This window comes from Microlunatus aurantiacus (assembly GCF_039536605.1).
In the GTDB taxonomy this organism is placed as follows: Bacteria; Actinomycetota; Actinomycetes; order Propionibacteriales; family Propionibacteriaceae; genus Microlunatus; species Microlunatus aurantiacus.
Window position 1 is genome coordinate 168,247 of the sequence record NZ_BAAAYX010000020.1, and the last position, 14,894, is coordinate 183,140.

The following is a 14,894-nucleotide window of genomic DNA, read 5'->3' on the forward strand; positions in this document are numbered from 1 at the left end:
GGGCGGACCGGAGCAGAGGTGGGGGAGACTGACCCGGTCGGACGAGGCCGCGGTCCGACCCCACCGAGGAGGCACCCGTGCAGCACACCCTGGCCCAGGCCGGCGAGACGTCCGCGACGCAGGCCTGGCACCGCTACGCCGACCTCGACGAGTGGTCCCGCTGGGCCCCGTTCATCACGTCCGTGGAGGCCCGCGAGCGGGTGCTGGCCACCGGGGTGACCGGCACGGTGGTCGGCGTGGGTGGGCTGCGGATCGCCTTCGAGGTGCTCGCCGTCGATGCCCCCGCGCGGACCTGGCGCTGGCGGGCCCGCCTGGGGCCGCTGGCCCTGGTCCTCGATCACGAGATCACCGAGCGCCCGACCGGCGGCTGCGTCGCCCTGCTGGGCGTCTCCGGTCCGGCGCCGCTGGTGACGGCCTACCTGGCGCCGGCGCAGCTGGCGCTCCGTGCCCTGGTCCGTCCCTGAGCCGACCGGCTCTCGTCGGTCGGCCGCTCAGTCCACCTGCAGCACCACGACCGAGCGTCCGGGGATCCAGAGCCGGCTCCCGGCCGGGACCTTGTCCTCGGTGAGCTCGCCGGGCCGGCCCGTGTGCGCGACGACCGTGTACGTGGTCGCCCAGCTGCCGTCGGGCAGGGTGACCTGGACGGGGTCGGGACCGCCGTGCAGCCAGATCAGCAGGGCGTCGTCGGAGTCGCGGTCGGTGTGGTCGTCGGCCAGGTAGACCCCGAGCGTGCGCCGGTGCGGGTCGTGCCACTCGTGCGACGTCATCTCCGTCTCCGCGCCGCCGAACCAGGCGAGGTTCTTGCGCCCCGTCGGCGCACCCGTGCTGTCCAGGACCGGCTCGCCGTGCCGGAACCGGCTCCGCCGCAGCACCGGGTGCTCGCGCCGGAGGCGGAGCAGCCGCCGGGTGAGGTCGTGCAGGTTGTGCCAGTCCTCCTCGACGTCCCAGTGCATCCAGGACAGGGGCGAGTCCTGGCAGTAGGCGTTGTTGTTCCCCTGCTGGGTGCGACCGCGCTCGTCGCCGGCGGTGATCATCGGCACCCCGGCAGCCAGGATCATCGTGGCCAGCATGTTGCCGGCCTGCCGGTGCCGCAGGGCCATGATCACGGGATCGTCGGTCTCGCCCTCGACCCCGCAGTTCCAGGACCGGTTGTCCTCGGTCCCGTCGCGGTTGGACTCCCCGTTCGCCCCGTTGTGCTTGACGTTGTAGGTCACCACGTCCCGCAGGGTGAAGCCGTCGTGGGCGGTCACGAAGTTCACGCTGGCGGTGGGCCGCCGGCCGTGGTGGTCGAAGATGTCCGGAGAGCCGGTGAGACGCTGCCCCATCTCGGCCACGCCGGAGGTGTTGCCCCGCCAGAAGTCCCGGACGTAGTTGCGGAACCGGTCGTTCCACTCGCTCCAGCGACGCCCGAAGGCGCCGACCTGGTAGCCGTACGGTCCGAGGTCCCAGGGCTCGGCGATGATCTTGGTCCGGCTCAGCACCGGGTCGGTCCGCAGCAGCTGCTGGAACGGGTGGTGCAGGTCGACCTGGTGGCGCTCGTCGCGGACCAGCGTGGTGACCAGGTCGAAGCGGAAGCCGTCGACCCCCATCTCCGTCACCCAGTAGCGCAGCGAGTCCGCCACCAGCTGCAGCACGCCGGGTTGTGCGGTGTCCACCGAGTTGCCGCAGCCGGTGACGTCGTAGTCGGTCCGGAGGTCGTCGGTCAGGCGGTAGTAGCCGGAGTGGTCCAGACCACGGAACGACAGCGTCGGCCCCTCGTGGCCGCCCTCGCCGGTGTGGTTGTAGACCACGTCGAGGATCACCTCGATGCCGGCCTCGTGGTAGGCCGACACCATGTCCTTGAACTCGGTCACCTGCTGACCCAGGGTGCCGACCGAGCCGTACGCGGAGTGCGGCGCGAAGAAGCCGAGCGTGTTGTAGCCCCAGTAGTTGGACAGGCCGCGGGTGATCAGGAACGGCTCGGAGACGAAGTGGTGGACCGGCAGCAGCTCGACCGAGGTGACCCCCAGCTCCTTGAGGTGCTCGATCACGGCCGGGTAGGCCAGACCGGCGTAGCTGCCGCGCAGGTGCTCGGGGACGGCCGGGTGGAGTCGGGTGAAGCCCTTCACGTGCAGCTCGTAGAGCACCGTCTCGGCCAACGGCACCGGGGACGCGAGCGGCGTCGGCGGCGGGGTGTCGGCCACCACCACCCCCAGCGGCACGGCGTTGAAGGAGTCCCGCGGATCCGGCTCGTAGTCCGAGGCCTCGGTGTGGTCCAGGATCGGACCGCGGTAGTCGACCCCGCCGGTGATCGCCCGGGCGTACGGATCCAGCAGCAGCTTGGCGGGGTTGAAGCGCGCGCCGGAGTGGGGCGCCCACCCCCCGTGCACGCGGTAGCCGTACCGCTGACCGGCGGTGACCCCGCGGACCTGGCCGAGCCAGACGCCGTCGTGACCGCGGGTCAGGTCGATGTTGCGCTGGGTCTTGTCCTCGCCGATCAGCACCAGCTCGACGCGGGAGGCGCGGGGAGCCCACAGACCGAACCGGGCGCCGTCCCCGGTGAGCCGGGCGCCGAGACAGGACGAGTCCGCCGGGGGTGGCAGGATCGCCGGGGTGGGGCTCATATCGCTCGCTCGTTCGTCATGCCGCCTGGGGCGGGTCGGATCAGTCGGGCGACGCTGCCCACCCCGTCGTGGCGGGGCCTGCCCGTGGTCCGGGGGCCTACATTGTGCCCTGCACCACACGGGCTCGCTGACCGTCCGTAAGTTACCGGCGGGTAATATGGAGCGCGGGCGTCGACGTTCCGCCCGGTCGGACACAGAGAGGTGAGGACATGGAGATCCTGGTTCTGGTGAAGTACGTCCCCGACGCCACGGGTGAGCGGGGATTCGCCGCCGATCACACGGTGGATCGCGAGGCGACCGACGGGCTGCTGTCCGAGCTCGACGAGTACGCCGTGGAGCAGGCGCTGCGGGTGGCCGAGGGGTCCGACGACGTCGAGGTCGTGGTGCTCACCGTCGGCCCCGACGATGCCGCTGCCGCGATCAAGCGGGCGCTGCAGATGGGGGCGTCCGCGGGGATCCACGTGCTCGACGACGCGATCGCCGGCTCCGACGCGCTGGCCACCAGCGAGATCCTGGCCGCAGCGATCCGCAAGGAGGCGCCCGACCTGGTGCTCTGCGGGATGGCCTCGACCGACGGCGCCATGGGCGTGGTGCCGGTGATGGTCGCCGAGCGACTCGGCTGGCCCGCGGCCACCCTCGGCGCCACCCTGGAGCTGGCGGGCGACGTGGTGACCGTGCGGCGGGACACCGACACCGCCAGCCTGACCATCGAGGCGCACCTGCCCGCCGTGGTCAGCGTCACCGACCAGTCCGGCGAGGCCCGCTACCCGTCGATGAAGGGCATCCTGGCCGCGAAGAAGAAGCCGGTCCGGACCTGGGAGCTCTCCGACCTGGGCATCGACCCCGGCTCGGTGGGGTTGGACGCGGCGTGGAGCAGTGTCGCCGAGACCACCCCGCGCCCGCCCAAGGAGGCCGGCAAGGTGGTCAGCGACGACGACGGGGCCGGCTCGGCCGCGGTCGTCGAGTTCCTGGCCGCCGGCAAGTTCATCTGAGAAAGCGTTCTTGAACCCCGGTCCTGTCGAGAGGAAACCGCAGTCATGTCTGATGTCATCGTCGTCGCCGAGGTGGCCGACGCCTCGGTCACCAAGCCCACCCTCGAGCTGCTGACCCTCGCCCGCCGGCTGGGGTCGCCGGTCGCCGTCGTCTTCGGTGACGGGTCGGCCGTCGCGGGAACCCTGGGGGAGTACGGCGCCGCAGCGGTGGTGTGGGTGGCCGACCCGGCCATCGACGAGTACCTGGTCGCCCCCAAGGCCGAGGCCCTGGCGCAGATCGTCGCGGAGCGGTCGCCCGCGGCGGTGCTCATCACCTCCTCGGCCGAGGGCAAGGAGATCGCGGGACGACTGGCGGTCAAGCTCGGTTCGGGACTCATCACCGACGCCACCGACGTGGCGGGCGACGGGTCGACCACCCAGACCGTGTTCGCCGGCAACTGGACCGTGACCGCCACGGTGGGTCACGGCGTGCCGGTCGTCACGGTGAAGCCGAACGCCGTCGCTCCGGAGGTGGCACCGGTGACGCCGGAGGTGGTCGAGGCCGCGGTCACGATCTCCGACGCCGCCAAGGGAGCGCGGATCGTGACGTCGGAGCCGAAGGCGGCGAGCGGCCGGCCCGAGCTGACCGAGGCCGCGATCGTGGTGTCCGGTGGACGGGGGACCGGCGGCGACTTCGGCGCCGTCGAGGCGCTGGCCGACGCGCTCGGCGGTGCGGTCGGTGCCTCCCGAGCCGCCGTGGACTCCGGCTGGTACCCGCACGCGTACCAGGTCGGGCAGACCGGCAAGACCGTGTCCCCTCAGCTCTACCTGGCGGCCGGCATCTCCGGCGCGATCCAGCACCGGGCCGGGATGCAGACCTCCAAGGCGATCGTCGCGGTCAACAAGGACCCGGAGGCGCCGATCTTCGCCCTGGCCGACCTCGGGGTGGTCGGCGACCTGCAGACGGTGCTGCCGGCCGTGACGGAGCAGGTCACCTCGCGGAAGGGCTGATCGCTCAGCGGAGAGCCGGGGACGCGGCAGTCTGGCGAGCGACTGTGACTCAGATCACTGGGTTCGGGACGTGGGGGTGTGAACCACCGGTCGCCAGTGGACATGGACAGGGTGTCGAGAGGAGTCGCCCATGTCCATCGCCCGCGATGCGACCCCCCGGATCTCCGGGATCGCCCGAACCGTGCCGCCCGGTGAGCCGGCGGTCTCTGCGGATCTCCCCGTGACCCACGAGTCCCTGACCGATCGGCTCCGGCGCGGCAGCCGGGCCGCGATGTCGACGGTGTTCACCGAGCACGTGGACACGATCTACAACTACTGCCGCCGTCGCACCGGGTCGTGGTCGGCAGCCGAGGACCTGACCTCGGCGGTGTTCCTCGAGGTCTGGCGGTGCCGACGCCGGGCGGTCGAGCTCGACGGGTCCGTGTTGCCGTGGCTGTACGGGGTGGCCACCAACGTCTGTCGCAACCACTCCCGCTCCGTACGACGACGATCCAGCGCGATGGCGCGACTGGAGCTGGTCGAGGGGTCCCGCGACGATCTCGGCGACGCCACCGGCGACCACGTCGCCGGCCAGCTCGACAGCGACCGGCGGGTGCGGGCCATGATCGACCGGCTCAGCAGCCTGGCCGCGGCCGACCGGGACGTCTTCCTCCTGGTCTGCTGGGAAGGACTGAGCTACCCGCAGACGGCCCAGGCGCTCGGCATCCCGGTGGGCACCGTGAAGTCCCGTCTGTCCCGGGTCCGCCGCGAGCTGCGCCTCGCCGACCCGGACGGCGCCGACGGCGGCCTGTCCGGGCCCCCCTGCGACCTTGCTGTCTCGCCCGACTCGTCCCGCCGTGGAGGCGACCATGTCTGACCCCGTCGACCCGATCGACCGTCCGCCCGCCACCCGTCCGGCTCCGGACCACCTGCGGGAGCGCATCGCCGCTGAGCTGCGTGACTCCGAGGGGCGGGGTCTCCGCCCCCGCCACGCCCTCGCCCCACTCGCGGCCGCGATCCTGATCGTGGCGGTGGTGATCGGTGCGACCAGGTTCTCCGGTCGCACCGACGCCGTCCCCGCCGGGTCTCCCTCCGCGATCCCGTCCGGCTCGGCGTCCACGGGCACGGCCCCCTCGCCGACGCCGGACTCTCCGCGGTTCGTCACCCGGGAGCTCACCGAGACCGAGATCAGCGCCGACCTGGCCACCTGCGGGGTGGACGGCCGCCTTGTGGTCGACGCGCTGACCATGCCGACGATCGTGGGCGGTGGGCGGTTCGGCAGCGCCCGCTACCTGATCGCCCAGGGCAAGGACGGCACTGCTCTCTGCGTGGACGGCAAGCAGCAGGAGTGGGACGGGGACGTGCCCGAGGCGCTGCCGAAGGGCTACGACGCCGCCTCCCGTGGAGGGTCGGGCAGCTCGGCCAGCTGCTCCGACGACCCCGGCGATCCGCAGCACCAGGTCGACGGCCTCTGGACCTGGTCGGTCAGCGACCGGGTTCGGCAGATCCGGCTGACCGCCACGAGCGGCGCGTCGGACCGTGCCTCGACGATCGTGGTCGACACGCGGCAGGGTGGCGGTGGCACGTTCGGCGCGATCGTGGCTCTGCGCGGACCGGGAGCCTGGAAGGACGTCGCCGTGGAGCTCCGTTTCCTGGGCGCCGACGGTCGGACGCTCGGGGTCGAGTCCCGGGCCACCGGTCAGAAGGGCGCGGCGACGACGGATTCCTTCGAGGTGCAGGGCTGTCAGACCCTGATGGCCGAGCAGGCCCAGGAGAACGGCGCCGACGCGCCGAAGCGCCCCGCCTCCGACGACGCCGGGGTGGCCACCTGCCGGACCATGATCACGACGTGGGCCGAGACGGCGGACCCGACCGACTTCGACCCCGAGGCGGCCACGGTCGCCGCGACGGTGTCGACGAGCAAGCAGTGGGGCACGGTGCTCGCCGACGGCGACCGGTACGTGGGTTGCAGCCTGTTTCCCACAGCGGAGTTCACCGGCGTCCGGACGGCAGGTGCGGGGACGAAGAAGAAGGACTTCGGCTGGGCCCTGAACCCCATCGACGGCGGCGGCGAGACCCTGTGGGCCGCCGGCCGGCTGCCCGGGGTCCGCTCCGTGACGTACGAGCTGCCGGGTGGCCGGACCGAGAAGGCCGCCGTCGGGCGCGAGGGGCACTGGCTGATGATGGCGCGGACCACGACCTCCTTCGGTTCGGGTGACGACGTCAGCGGCTGGCCGCCGGTCGAGGTGACGGCGGTCACCGCCACCGGCACCGTCCGCTGGACGATCGGGTGGAGCGAGAAGACGATGTGCAACCAGGTCAGCCACGGGTGCTGACGGGGCGACGCGTCAGCGGCGGCACAATGGCGCCGTGACCCGGACCTACCTCGACCACGCGTCCACCACACCGGTGGTGGCCGCGGCGGTCGAGGCCATGGTGACCCAGTGGGGCACGACCGGGAACCCGTCGTCGTTGCACGCGTCGGGACGCGGCGCGCGGCGCGTGGTGGAGGAGTCCCGCGAGCAGCTGGCCGCACTGCTCGGGGCCCGGCCGGCGGACGTGATCTTCACCTCGGGCGGCACCGAGGCCGACAACCTGGCGATCAAGGGCTCGTACGGGGCGCGTCGGGGCGACGGCCGCTCGCGGGTGGTGATCAGCGCGATCGAGCACCACGCCGTGCTGGACCCGGCCCGCTGGCTGGCGTCGAGCGCCGGCGCCGAGCTGGTCGAGGTCGGGGTCGATCCGACCGGTCGGGTCGATCTGGAGGCGCTGTCCCGGGCGATCGACGACCGTACGGCGGTGGTCTCGGTGATGTGGGCCAACAACGAGATCGGCACCGTCCAGCCGATGGCGGAGCTGGTCGAGGTCGCTCACCGGGCAGGGATCTGGGCGCACAGCGACGCCGTGCAGGCGGTCGGCCACCTGCCGGTGGACTTCGCCGCCAGCGGTCTGGACCTGTTGACGGTGAACGCGCACAAGCTGGGCGGACCGGTCGGGGTAGGGGCCCTCCTCGCGCGGCGCGAGATCGGGCTCCAGCCGGTGCAGCACGGTGGAGGTCAGGAGCGCGACGTCCGCTCCGGCACGCTCGATGTGGCCGGGGTGGCCGGCTTCGCCGCCGCGCTGCAGCTGGCCGTGACGAACCAGGTCGCCGAGCGCGAGCGGCTGGAGTCCCTGCGGGCGGGTCTCCTGGCGGCCGTCCTGGCCGCCGCCCCGGACGCGGTGGTGCACGGACCGAGCGACCCCGCGCAGCGGCTGCCCGGGGTGCTGAACGTGGAGCTGCCCGGGTGCTCGTCCGACGCGCTGCTGCTGCTGCTGGACGCGGCCGGCATCGACTGCTCCACCGGCTCGGCCTGCACGGCGGGCGTGGCCGAACCGAGTCACGTGCTGCTCGCCCTCGGCCGGACCGAACGGCAGGCGGGTTCGGCGCTGCGTTTCTCGCTCGGGCACACCTCCACCCGCGCCGACGTGGACGCCCTCGCCGCCGCCCTGCCCGAGGTGCTCAGCCGAGCCCGGGCCTTCGGCGGCGTGGCCGGCTGAGCTGGCCATCAGGCGGGTCGGCCCCTGGCGGGCTGGAATGGCAATTTCCATCCACGGGTGGCGCTTCGGCTTCCCGGGCCGGATCTCGTTCGCAATTTTCATCCACGGGTGCTGATTCGGCTTCCCGGGGCGGATCTCGTTCGCAATGTCCATCCACGGGTGCTGATTCGGCTTCCCGGGGCGGATCTAGCTCGTCATGTCCAGCCACGAATGTGATGTCGCCCCCGCTCGCTGGCGAATGCGCAGATCCCATCCACAGGCGTGATCCGGGACCGCTCGGCGCTGGCGGAGCGGCATCTCCCACCCATGGACGTGTGGCGGCAGGGTGGAACAAGGGCTGTGCGGCGTACGTCAGGTCGGCGCGAGCCTACGCAGGGACCTCGGTCTCACGAATCGAGATCGGACAGCTCGACAGCATTCTGCAGGCATCGGACAACACCGCTGGCATATCCAAGACACCTGCCGGAAACGGACAACACGTCAGCCTGGGGACAGCGGTCCACGCACGCCCACGCAGCCCGAGGGTCAGAGCATGTCCTTCGATACCAGCAGGCCCTTCACCCGTCCCGCCGCACTGGCGGCTTCGCTCAGTGATCATCAACTCCAAGGCGCGCAGTACCAACGGATCTTCCAAGGGATCTACATCCGGGCGGGGGTCCGGCTGACCTGCCGCGTTCGGGCCGCCGCCGCCATGCTGGTCGCGCCGGCAGGTTCGTACGTGAGCCATCACACCGCCGCCGTGCTGTGGGGCGGCTGGGCGCCGGACACCACCGAGACCCACATCAGCTCGCCGGGTCCGCTCGCGCGCACCCAACGCCGGGGAATCGCGGCGCATCGAGCCGACCCCACGCTGCGTCCCGTGATCAGGTCGGGTTTGACGGTCGCGCCACCCACTCGAGTCTTCCTGGATCTGGCGGCCGAAGGGCTCGGCCTGGTCGACCTCGTCGCCGTGGGGGACTCGCTGGTGGCGGCAGGGCGAACGACCCACCAGGAGCTGATCGACGCCACTTCCCTGTGGAGCGGCCCCGGATGCCGACGAGCCCGGCGAGCAGCACGGTGGGTTCGGGCCGGCGTCGATTCGGTGATGGAGACCAGGGTGCGCATGATGCTGGTGCTGGCCCGGTTGCCCGAACCCCAGATCAACGTGATCCTGCGCGCCGAGGACGGATCGTGGGACGCACGGATCGAGCTCGCTTACCGAGGGATCCTGCTGGCGATCGAGTACGAAGGACGGCAGCACGCGGAGAGCACGCAGCAGTGGAACAAGGACATCCGGCGTCGAACCAGGCTGGAGGCGCTCGGGTGGCGCTTCATCCTGGTCACGGCCGAGGGTGTCTTCGATCACCCCGGGGAGACCCTCGACGTCATCCGGAACGCCCTGCGGGATCGGGGGATGCCCACGACGCGGCGCCAGCCATCGGTGGAATGGCGCCAAGAGTTCCTTGGTGCTCGGATGGCTGTCTGAGTGTCTGATGTGAGCGCCACGACCGGGGTGAGAAGCGGAGAACGAGACCATGTGGTCAGACGCCGTCCGTCAGAAAGCCGCCTGCGGAGGAGAAATTCAACGGAGACCACGGCGTGGCGCCGGAATCGGCGTCCGTGGGTGGAAAGTGGCGGTCAGGTGACCCGATGGCACGCAGTTCTGCGTCCGCGGATGGAGATTGCGGGTCCAACCGCCACCTGAGCGGAGAACAACCGGCCGCGGATGGAAATTGCCGGCCTCATCACCAACTTGAGTGGGGAAAAGCCGGCCGTGGATGGAAATTGCCGGGCCGGCGGCCCACTCGAGGATCCGCGCTGACGCGCTGACGCGCTGACCCGTGGCCGGACCGTGACACACTGGGCGGCTGACGAGTGAGGGGGAGGCCATGAGGGTGTTGGCGGCGATGTCCGGGGGAGTCGACTCCGCCGTGGCTGCGGCGCGCGCGGTCGAGGCCGGTCACGAGGTCACCGGCGTGCACCTGGCCCTGTCGAAGAACCCGCAGTCCTACCGCACCGGCGCCCGGGGCTGCTGCTCCAAGGAGGACGCCCACGACGCGCGGCGGGCCGCGGACGTGCTGGGCATCCCGTTCTACGTCTGGGACCTGAGCGACGAGTTCGCCGCCGACGTGGTGGACGACTTCGTGGCGGAGTACGCGGCGGGGCGCACCCCCAACCCGTGCCTGCGCTGCAACGAGAAGATCAAGTTCGCCGCCGTCCTGCAGCGCGGTCTGGCGCTGGGGTTCGACGCGGTCTGCACCGGTCACTACGCCCTGCTCGCCGACAGCCCGGACGGCGTCCAGATGCACCGGGCCGTCGACACCGACAAGGACCAGTCGTACGTGCTCGGCGTGCTGACCCAGGACCAGCTGGCCCACTCGCTGTTCCCGCTGGGCGGCTCGCTGAAGAGCGAGGTCCGGACAGAGGCCGAGCGTCGCGGGCTCGCGGTCGCCGACAAGCCGGACAGCCACGACATCTGCTTCATCGCCGACGGGGACACGGCCGGCTTCCTGGACCGCCACCTCGGCACGAGGCCCGGCACCATCACCGACCAGAGCGGCACCGTCGTCGGACAACACGACGGCACGCACCACTACACCGTCGGACAGCGCAAGGGTCTCCGGATCGGCACCCCGGCGGCGGACGGCCGGCCGCGCTACGTGCTGGACATCTCACCGGTGACCAACACGGTCACCGTCGGACCGCGCAAGGCGCTGCTGGTCCGCGAGATCGCCGGCATCCGGCCGACCTGGACCGATCGGCCGGTCACCGGCCCGTGGCGGGGTCAGGTGCAGGTCCGCGCTCACGGGGCACCCGTCACCGCCGAGATCGCCTACGACGGCGATCGGGTCGTCGCCCGGTTGGACGAGCCGATCGCCGGGGTCGCCGCCGGCCAGGCCCTGGTCAGCTACCGCGGGTCGCAGGTGGTCGGCAGCGCCACCATCGCCGACACCGCCTCATGATCAACGAAGGACGCTCATGATCACGACCGACGGCGTCGTCTCCACCGGCATCGGTTCCTGGCCCGGCACCGACCTGACGGACGCACTCAAGATCACCTTCGCCGAGTGCCCGGATCTTCCTCATCTGCCAGAACTCCCCGATCGTGGTCCGCACGCCGGCCTGGTCGGTCGTGGCACCGCGCTGCTCACCGGACTGGGCGTCGACCTCCAACCCGCGGGCTGGCGGCTGACCGACGTGTCGTCCCGTGATCACCGTCGCGCGATCGGCACCCTGCGGTCCGATCTCGACCAGCTGGAGGAGATCGCCCAGGGCTACGAGGGCCCGCTCAAGGTCGCCGTCGCCGGGCCGTGGACCCTGGCCGGGTCCTTGGAGCACCCGCGCGGGGACCGGGTGCTGCCCGACACCGGTGCCCGACGGGACGTGGTCCAGTCGCTGGAGCAGGGGATCGTCGACCTGGCCGCCGAGGTGGCTCGACGCCTGCCGGACACCAGCCTGGTCATCCAGCTCGACGAGCCGTCGCTGCCGGCCGTCCTCGGCGGCGACATCGCCACCGCCAGCGGTCTCGGCCGGCACCGTGCCGTGGACATCCCCGAGGTCAGTGACGCCTACACCCGGCTGGTGGAACGCCTCGGTGACACGCCGGTCGTCGTGCACTGCTGCGCGCCCGGTGCCCCGATCGGGCTGCTGACCACGGCCGGCGTGCGCGGTCTGGCCCTCGACCTGAGCCTCCTGGGCACGGCCGACTGGGACGCCCTCGGTGCGGCCCTGGAGCAGGGCCACTGGTTGTTCGCCGGGGCCCTTCCCACCAACAACCCCTCGGCACCGCCGCCCACCGCGGACCAGGTGGCCTCGGCCGTGCTGGCGCCGATCCGGCGCCTCGAGCTGCCGCCGGAGTTCTCCACCCACACGGTGGTCACTCCGGCCTGTGGTTTGGCCGGCTTCTCCCGTACGGCAGCGATCTCGGCCTTGCGCACGGTGCGGACGGCCGCCGGCATCGTCGCCGAGGGTCTCTACGACTGAGCTGACCCGCCGCGTCCGGTCATGGCCGCGATCTCCTCGGCGAACTCGATCTCGGAGTCGTCCTGCGGCGCGTAGCCGATCACCGCGCGCGCGTTGCTGATCGACCAGAACGTCCGGGCGTTGCCGCTGACCCCGTAGAAGATCTGGAACGGCACGCCGTCGGGATCGGCGATCGAGTCGGCCTCGATCGAGCGGACGTAGAGCTGCTGCAGGTCGCGTTCGCTGATCCAGCCGGTGATGTCGCGCAGGTAGTCGACCAGCTGTCGGTCGGTGAACGACTCGGCCCTGATCGGTCGCGGGGCGACGATGCGGATCTGCACCACCTCCAGCGGTCGGCTCACCTCTCCGGTGGCGAACAGGAACCCCAGCGTCTCGTACGCGGTCTTGGCCCAGCCGTAGAAGGTGTCCGGGCGGGGGTAGTCCTCCGGGGTCACCCGGTCCCGTCGGCCCTGCTTCCAGGTCCGCTCGTACCACTTGGCGGCCTGGTTGGTGCTGGTGCAGACCACCCGTCGGACGCCCGTGGCCGCCGCCACCTCGTAGACCCGGGCCGTCATGTCCAGGTTGACCCGCTCGGCCGCGTACGAGGGTGTCCCCGACGGCGGCCGCATGCCGCAGTGCACCACCGTGTCCACCTCGCGGCACAGCTCGCTGAACCGGTCGGCGGGGTCGTCCAGCAGGTCCAGCAGCTCGACGCCCTCGACCTCCGCCCCGGTTCGGGCGTGGGTCCGGGTCACGTCCACCAGGGTCAGGTCGTAGCGGTCGCGGAACGCCGGCAGCAGCTGCCCCGCGATGTACCCCGCGGCACCGGTCACCAGCACGCGTCGTCGGTCGTCGGCCATCGCCCCAGTCTGCATCCACGCGCGCGCAGGGCTGCATCCACCACTGCGCGGGAGGGGGAACCACCGCCGATGAGTGCTGCAGAGTGGGTACCCGACCAGGCCGACGTCGCCGCCCTGCGGACGGCCGCGGCCGGCTGCGCGGGGTGCGAGCTGCACGGTCCGGCCACCCAGACCGTGTTCTCCGCCGGCAACCCGCGGGCTCCGCTGATGCTGGTGGGGGAGCAGCCCGGTGACGTGGAGGACCGCGAGGGGATCCCGTTCGTCGGTCCGGCCGGTCGGTTGCTGCAGGAGGCGGTCGACGAGGCCGGCATCGAACGGACCCGGCTCTACGTGACCAACGCCGTCAAGCACTTCCGCTTCGAGCTGCGAGGCAGACGGCGGATCCACCAGACCCCGCAGATCCGCCACCTCAAGGCCTGCCGGCCATGGCTGAGTGCAGAGATCGCCGCCGTCGCTCCCGACCTGATCGTCTGCCTGGGAGCGATCGCGGCCAAGACCCTGCTGGGCAACGACTTCCGGCTGACCCAGGACCGGGGCCGGCTGATCGACGCCGAGGTCGACGGTCGGCCGCGGCGGCTGATCGCCACAGCCCATCCGTCAGCGGTCCTGCGGACACCGGCCGGCACGGAACGGGACGAGGCGTACGCGGCGCTGGTGGCCGACCTGCGGACGGCGGCCGCAGCGTTGGAGCAGTCCTCCGACTAGGTTGTCGAGCATGCTGGTTGCCTTCTCCGTCGCGCCCTCCGGCGGCGACCCGTCCGTCGGCGACGCCGTGGCCGAAGCCGTCCGCGTGGTCCGTGAGTCGGGTCTGCCGAACGAGACCACCTCGATGTTCACCACGATCGAGGGCGAGTGGGACGAGGTGATGGACGTGGTCAAGCGCGCCACCGAGGCCGTCTCCGCCGTCTCGCCGCGGACCTCGCTGGTGCTCAAGGCCGACATCCGGCCGGGTCACACCGACATGCTGCACACCAAGGTCAGGAGGGTCGAGGACGCTCTGGCCGGAGACGCGTCGTGAGCGACCACCCGCGGCTGGATCTGGCGGTCGAGCAAGCCCGACTGGCCCGTGAGGCCGGCAACCACCCGTTCGGCGCGGTGCTGGCCGACCCCGACGGCACCGTCGTGCTGAGCGCCCAGAACACCGTGGTCACCGAGTCCGACGTGACCGGACACGCGGAAGCCAACCTGGTCCGGCTGGCCAGCACCACGATCGGCCGCGACCTGAGCGGCTACGTCCTCTACACCAGCACCGAGCCCTGCGCGATGTGCGCGGGAGCGATCTACTGGGCCGGGATCGGCAAGGTGGTCTTCGCCCTGGGCGAGGACGACCTGCGGGCGATGACCGGCGACGATCCCGAGAACCCCACCCTGGCCCTGCCCTGTCGGCAGGTGTTCGCGGCCGGTCAGCGACCCACCGAGGTCCTCGGGCCGTACGAGCTCCCCGAGGCCCGCGCCGTCCACGAGGGTTTCTGGCGCTCCTGAGGCCGAGGGCCTGTCAGCCGCGGGCCTGTCGGACCTGGACGCGCTGCACCTCGCGGGCCACCTGGGCGAAAACGGCGCGGTCCAGCGCCGCGCCCTCCCGCCGGACCGACGCGGGATCGAGCCGCAGCAGCCGGTCGAGCCGGACCTCGCTCGGTCTGCCACGGCTGTCCCAGGGCCCGGACCCGATGTCCAGCCAGAACCGACCGTGGCGCGCCTCGTCGGCGGCGTCCCGGTCATGGTCCTTGCTGGTCATGGTCAGCGCGAGCAGCACGTCGGCGTCCCGCCCGACGACCAGCACCGGACGGTCCTTGCCGCGGCCGTCCTGCTCGTCGTACGGCACCCAGGCCCACACCACCTCGCCCGGGTCGGGTCGGCCGTCGCGCCGCGGTGCGTAGTCGAACCGCGTCGGGACCGGTGCCGCGGGCGTCGGCGCGGGACGAGAGGGCAGCAGGCGACGAAGACGAGACCAGAGCGGCACGACGTCATTGTCGCGGACCCCTGTCAGTGGC

The 14,894-nt window shown here is 71.9% G+C and carries 15 protein-coding genes; 12 read left to right on the forward strand and 3 right to left on the reverse strand.

What is annotated here, in order from left to right; translation table 11 throughout:
* Positions 1-77 precede the first annotated feature (77 nt).
* Positions 78-464: an SRPBCC family protein gene (locus tag ABD714_RS19170; RefSeq protein ID WP_344814051.1), complete on the forward strand. Its 387-nt coding sequence runs from the start codon at positions 78-80 to the stop codon at positions 462-464.
* 27 nt (positions 465-491) lie between these two features.
* On the opposite strand, the gene glgX is transcribed toward ABD714_RS19170, so the two are convergent.
* On the reverse strand, positions 492-2,603 hold the full coding sequence (glgX, locus tag ABD714_RS19175) for a glycogen debranching protein GlgX (RefSeq protein WP_344814052.1): 2,112 nt from the start codon (positions 2,601-2,603) through the stop codon (positions 492-494).
* Positions 2,604-2,812: 209 nt separating this feature from the next.
* Between glgX and ABD714_RS19180 the strand changes: the two genes are divergently transcribed.
* From ABD714_RS19180 to ABD714_RS19215, 8 genes are all read left to right on the forward strand, one after another.
* A complete protein-coding gene (locus ABD714_RS19180; protein ID WP_344814053.1) occupies positions 2,813-3,595 on the forward strand; it encodes an electron transfer flavoprotein subunit beta/FixA family protein in 783 nt (260 codons plus the stop codon).
* A gap of 45 nt (positions 3,596-3,640) precedes the next feature.
* A complete protein-coding gene (locus tag ABD714_RS19185) occupies positions 3,641-4,585 on the forward strand; it encodes an electron transfer flavoprotein subunit alpha/FixB family protein (RefSeq protein ID WP_344814054.1) in 945 nt (314 codons plus the stop codon).
* A 130-nt stretch (positions 4,586-4,715) separates the two neighbouring features.
* Positions 4,716-5,441: an RNA polymerase sigma factor gene (locus ABD714_RS19190; RefSeq protein ID WP_344814055.1), complete on the forward strand. Its 726-nt coding sequence runs from the start codon at positions 4,716-4,718 to the stop codon at positions 5,439-5,441.
* Positions 5,434-6,900 (forward strand): hypothetical protein, encoded by a 1,467-nt coding sequence (locus tag ABD714_RS19195; protein WP_344814056.1) that lies wholly within the window; start codon positions 5,434-5,436, stop codon positions 6,898-6,900. The genes ABD714_RS19190 and ABD714_RS19195 overlap by 8 nt, the downstream gene beginning before the upstream one ends.
* 34 nt (positions 6,901-6,934) lie before the next feature.
* Positions 6,935-8,101: a cysteine desulfurase family protein gene (locus ABD714_RS19200; RefSeq protein ID WP_344814057.1), complete on the forward strand. Its 1,167-nt coding sequence runs from the start codon at positions 6,935-6,937 to the stop codon at positions 8,099-8,101.
* Between the two features lie 325 nt (positions 8,102-8,426).
* Entirely contained in the window at positions 8,427-9,566 is a 1,140-nt protein-coding gene (locus ABD714_RS19205; RefSeq protein WP_344814058.1) for an endonuclease domain-containing protein, read from the forward strand.
* Positions 9,567-9,969: 403 nt separating this feature from the next.
* Positions 9,970-11,043, forward strand: coding sequence for a tRNA 2-thiouridine(34) synthase MnmA (mnmA, locus tag ABD714_RS19210; protein ID WP_344814059.1), 1,074 nt, complete (start codon positions 9,970-9,972; stop codon positions 11,041-11,043).
* Between the two features lie 16 nt (positions 11,044-11,059).
* Positions 11,060-12,064: a uroporphyrinogen decarboxylase/cobalamine-independent methonine synthase family protein gene (locus ABD714_RS19215; RefSeq protein WP_344814060.1), complete on the forward strand. Its 1,005-nt coding sequence runs from the start codon at positions 11,060-11,062 to the stop codon at positions 12,062-12,064.
* Here the strand turns inward: ABD714_RS19215 and ABD714_RS19220 are convergent.
* Entirely contained in the window at positions 12,055-12,903 is an 849-nt protein-coding gene (locus ABD714_RS19220) for an NAD-dependent epimerase/dehydratase family protein (RefSeq protein ID WP_344814061.1), read from the reverse strand. The genes ABD714_RS19215 and ABD714_RS19220 overlap by 10 nt on opposite strands.
* A gap of 69 nt (positions 12,904-12,972) precedes the next feature.
* Between ABD714_RS19220 and ABD714_RS19225 the strand changes: the two genes are divergently transcribed.
* Genes ABD714_RS19225 through ABD714_RS19235 form a run of 3 tightly spaced genes read left to right on the forward strand, consistent with a single transcriptional unit; the run spans position 12,973 to position 14,385 of the window.
* Positions 12,973-13,608, forward strand: a complete 636-nt coding sequence (locus tag ABD714_RS19225; RefSeq protein WP_344814062.1) for a UdgX family uracil-DNA binding protein — start codon at positions 12,973-12,975, stop codon at positions 13,606-13,608.
* Between the two features lie 10 nt (positions 13,609-13,618).
* On the forward strand, positions 13,619-13,921 hold the full coding sequence (locus ABD714_RS19230; protein ID WP_344814063.1) for an MTH1187 family thiamine-binding protein: 303 nt from the start codon (positions 13,619-13,621) through the stop codon (positions 13,919-13,921).
* Positions 13,918-14,385, forward strand: a complete 468-nt coding sequence (locus ABD714_RS19235; protein ID WP_344814064.1) for a nucleoside deaminase — start codon at positions 13,918-13,920, stop codon at positions 14,383-14,385. The genes ABD714_RS19230 and ABD714_RS19235 overlap by 4 nt, the downstream gene beginning before the upstream one ends.
* A gap of 13 nt (positions 14,386-14,398) precedes the next feature.
* Here ABD714_RS19235 and ABD714_RS19240 read toward each other — a convergent pair whose 3' ends face one another.
* Complete coding sequence (locus ABD714_RS19240) at positions 14,399-14,863, reverse strand: type II toxin-antitoxin system PemK/MazF family toxin (RefSeq protein WP_344814065.1); 465 nt, start codon at positions 14,861-14,863, stop codon at positions 14,399-14,401.
* Positions 14,864-14,894: the final 31 nt, after the last annotated feature.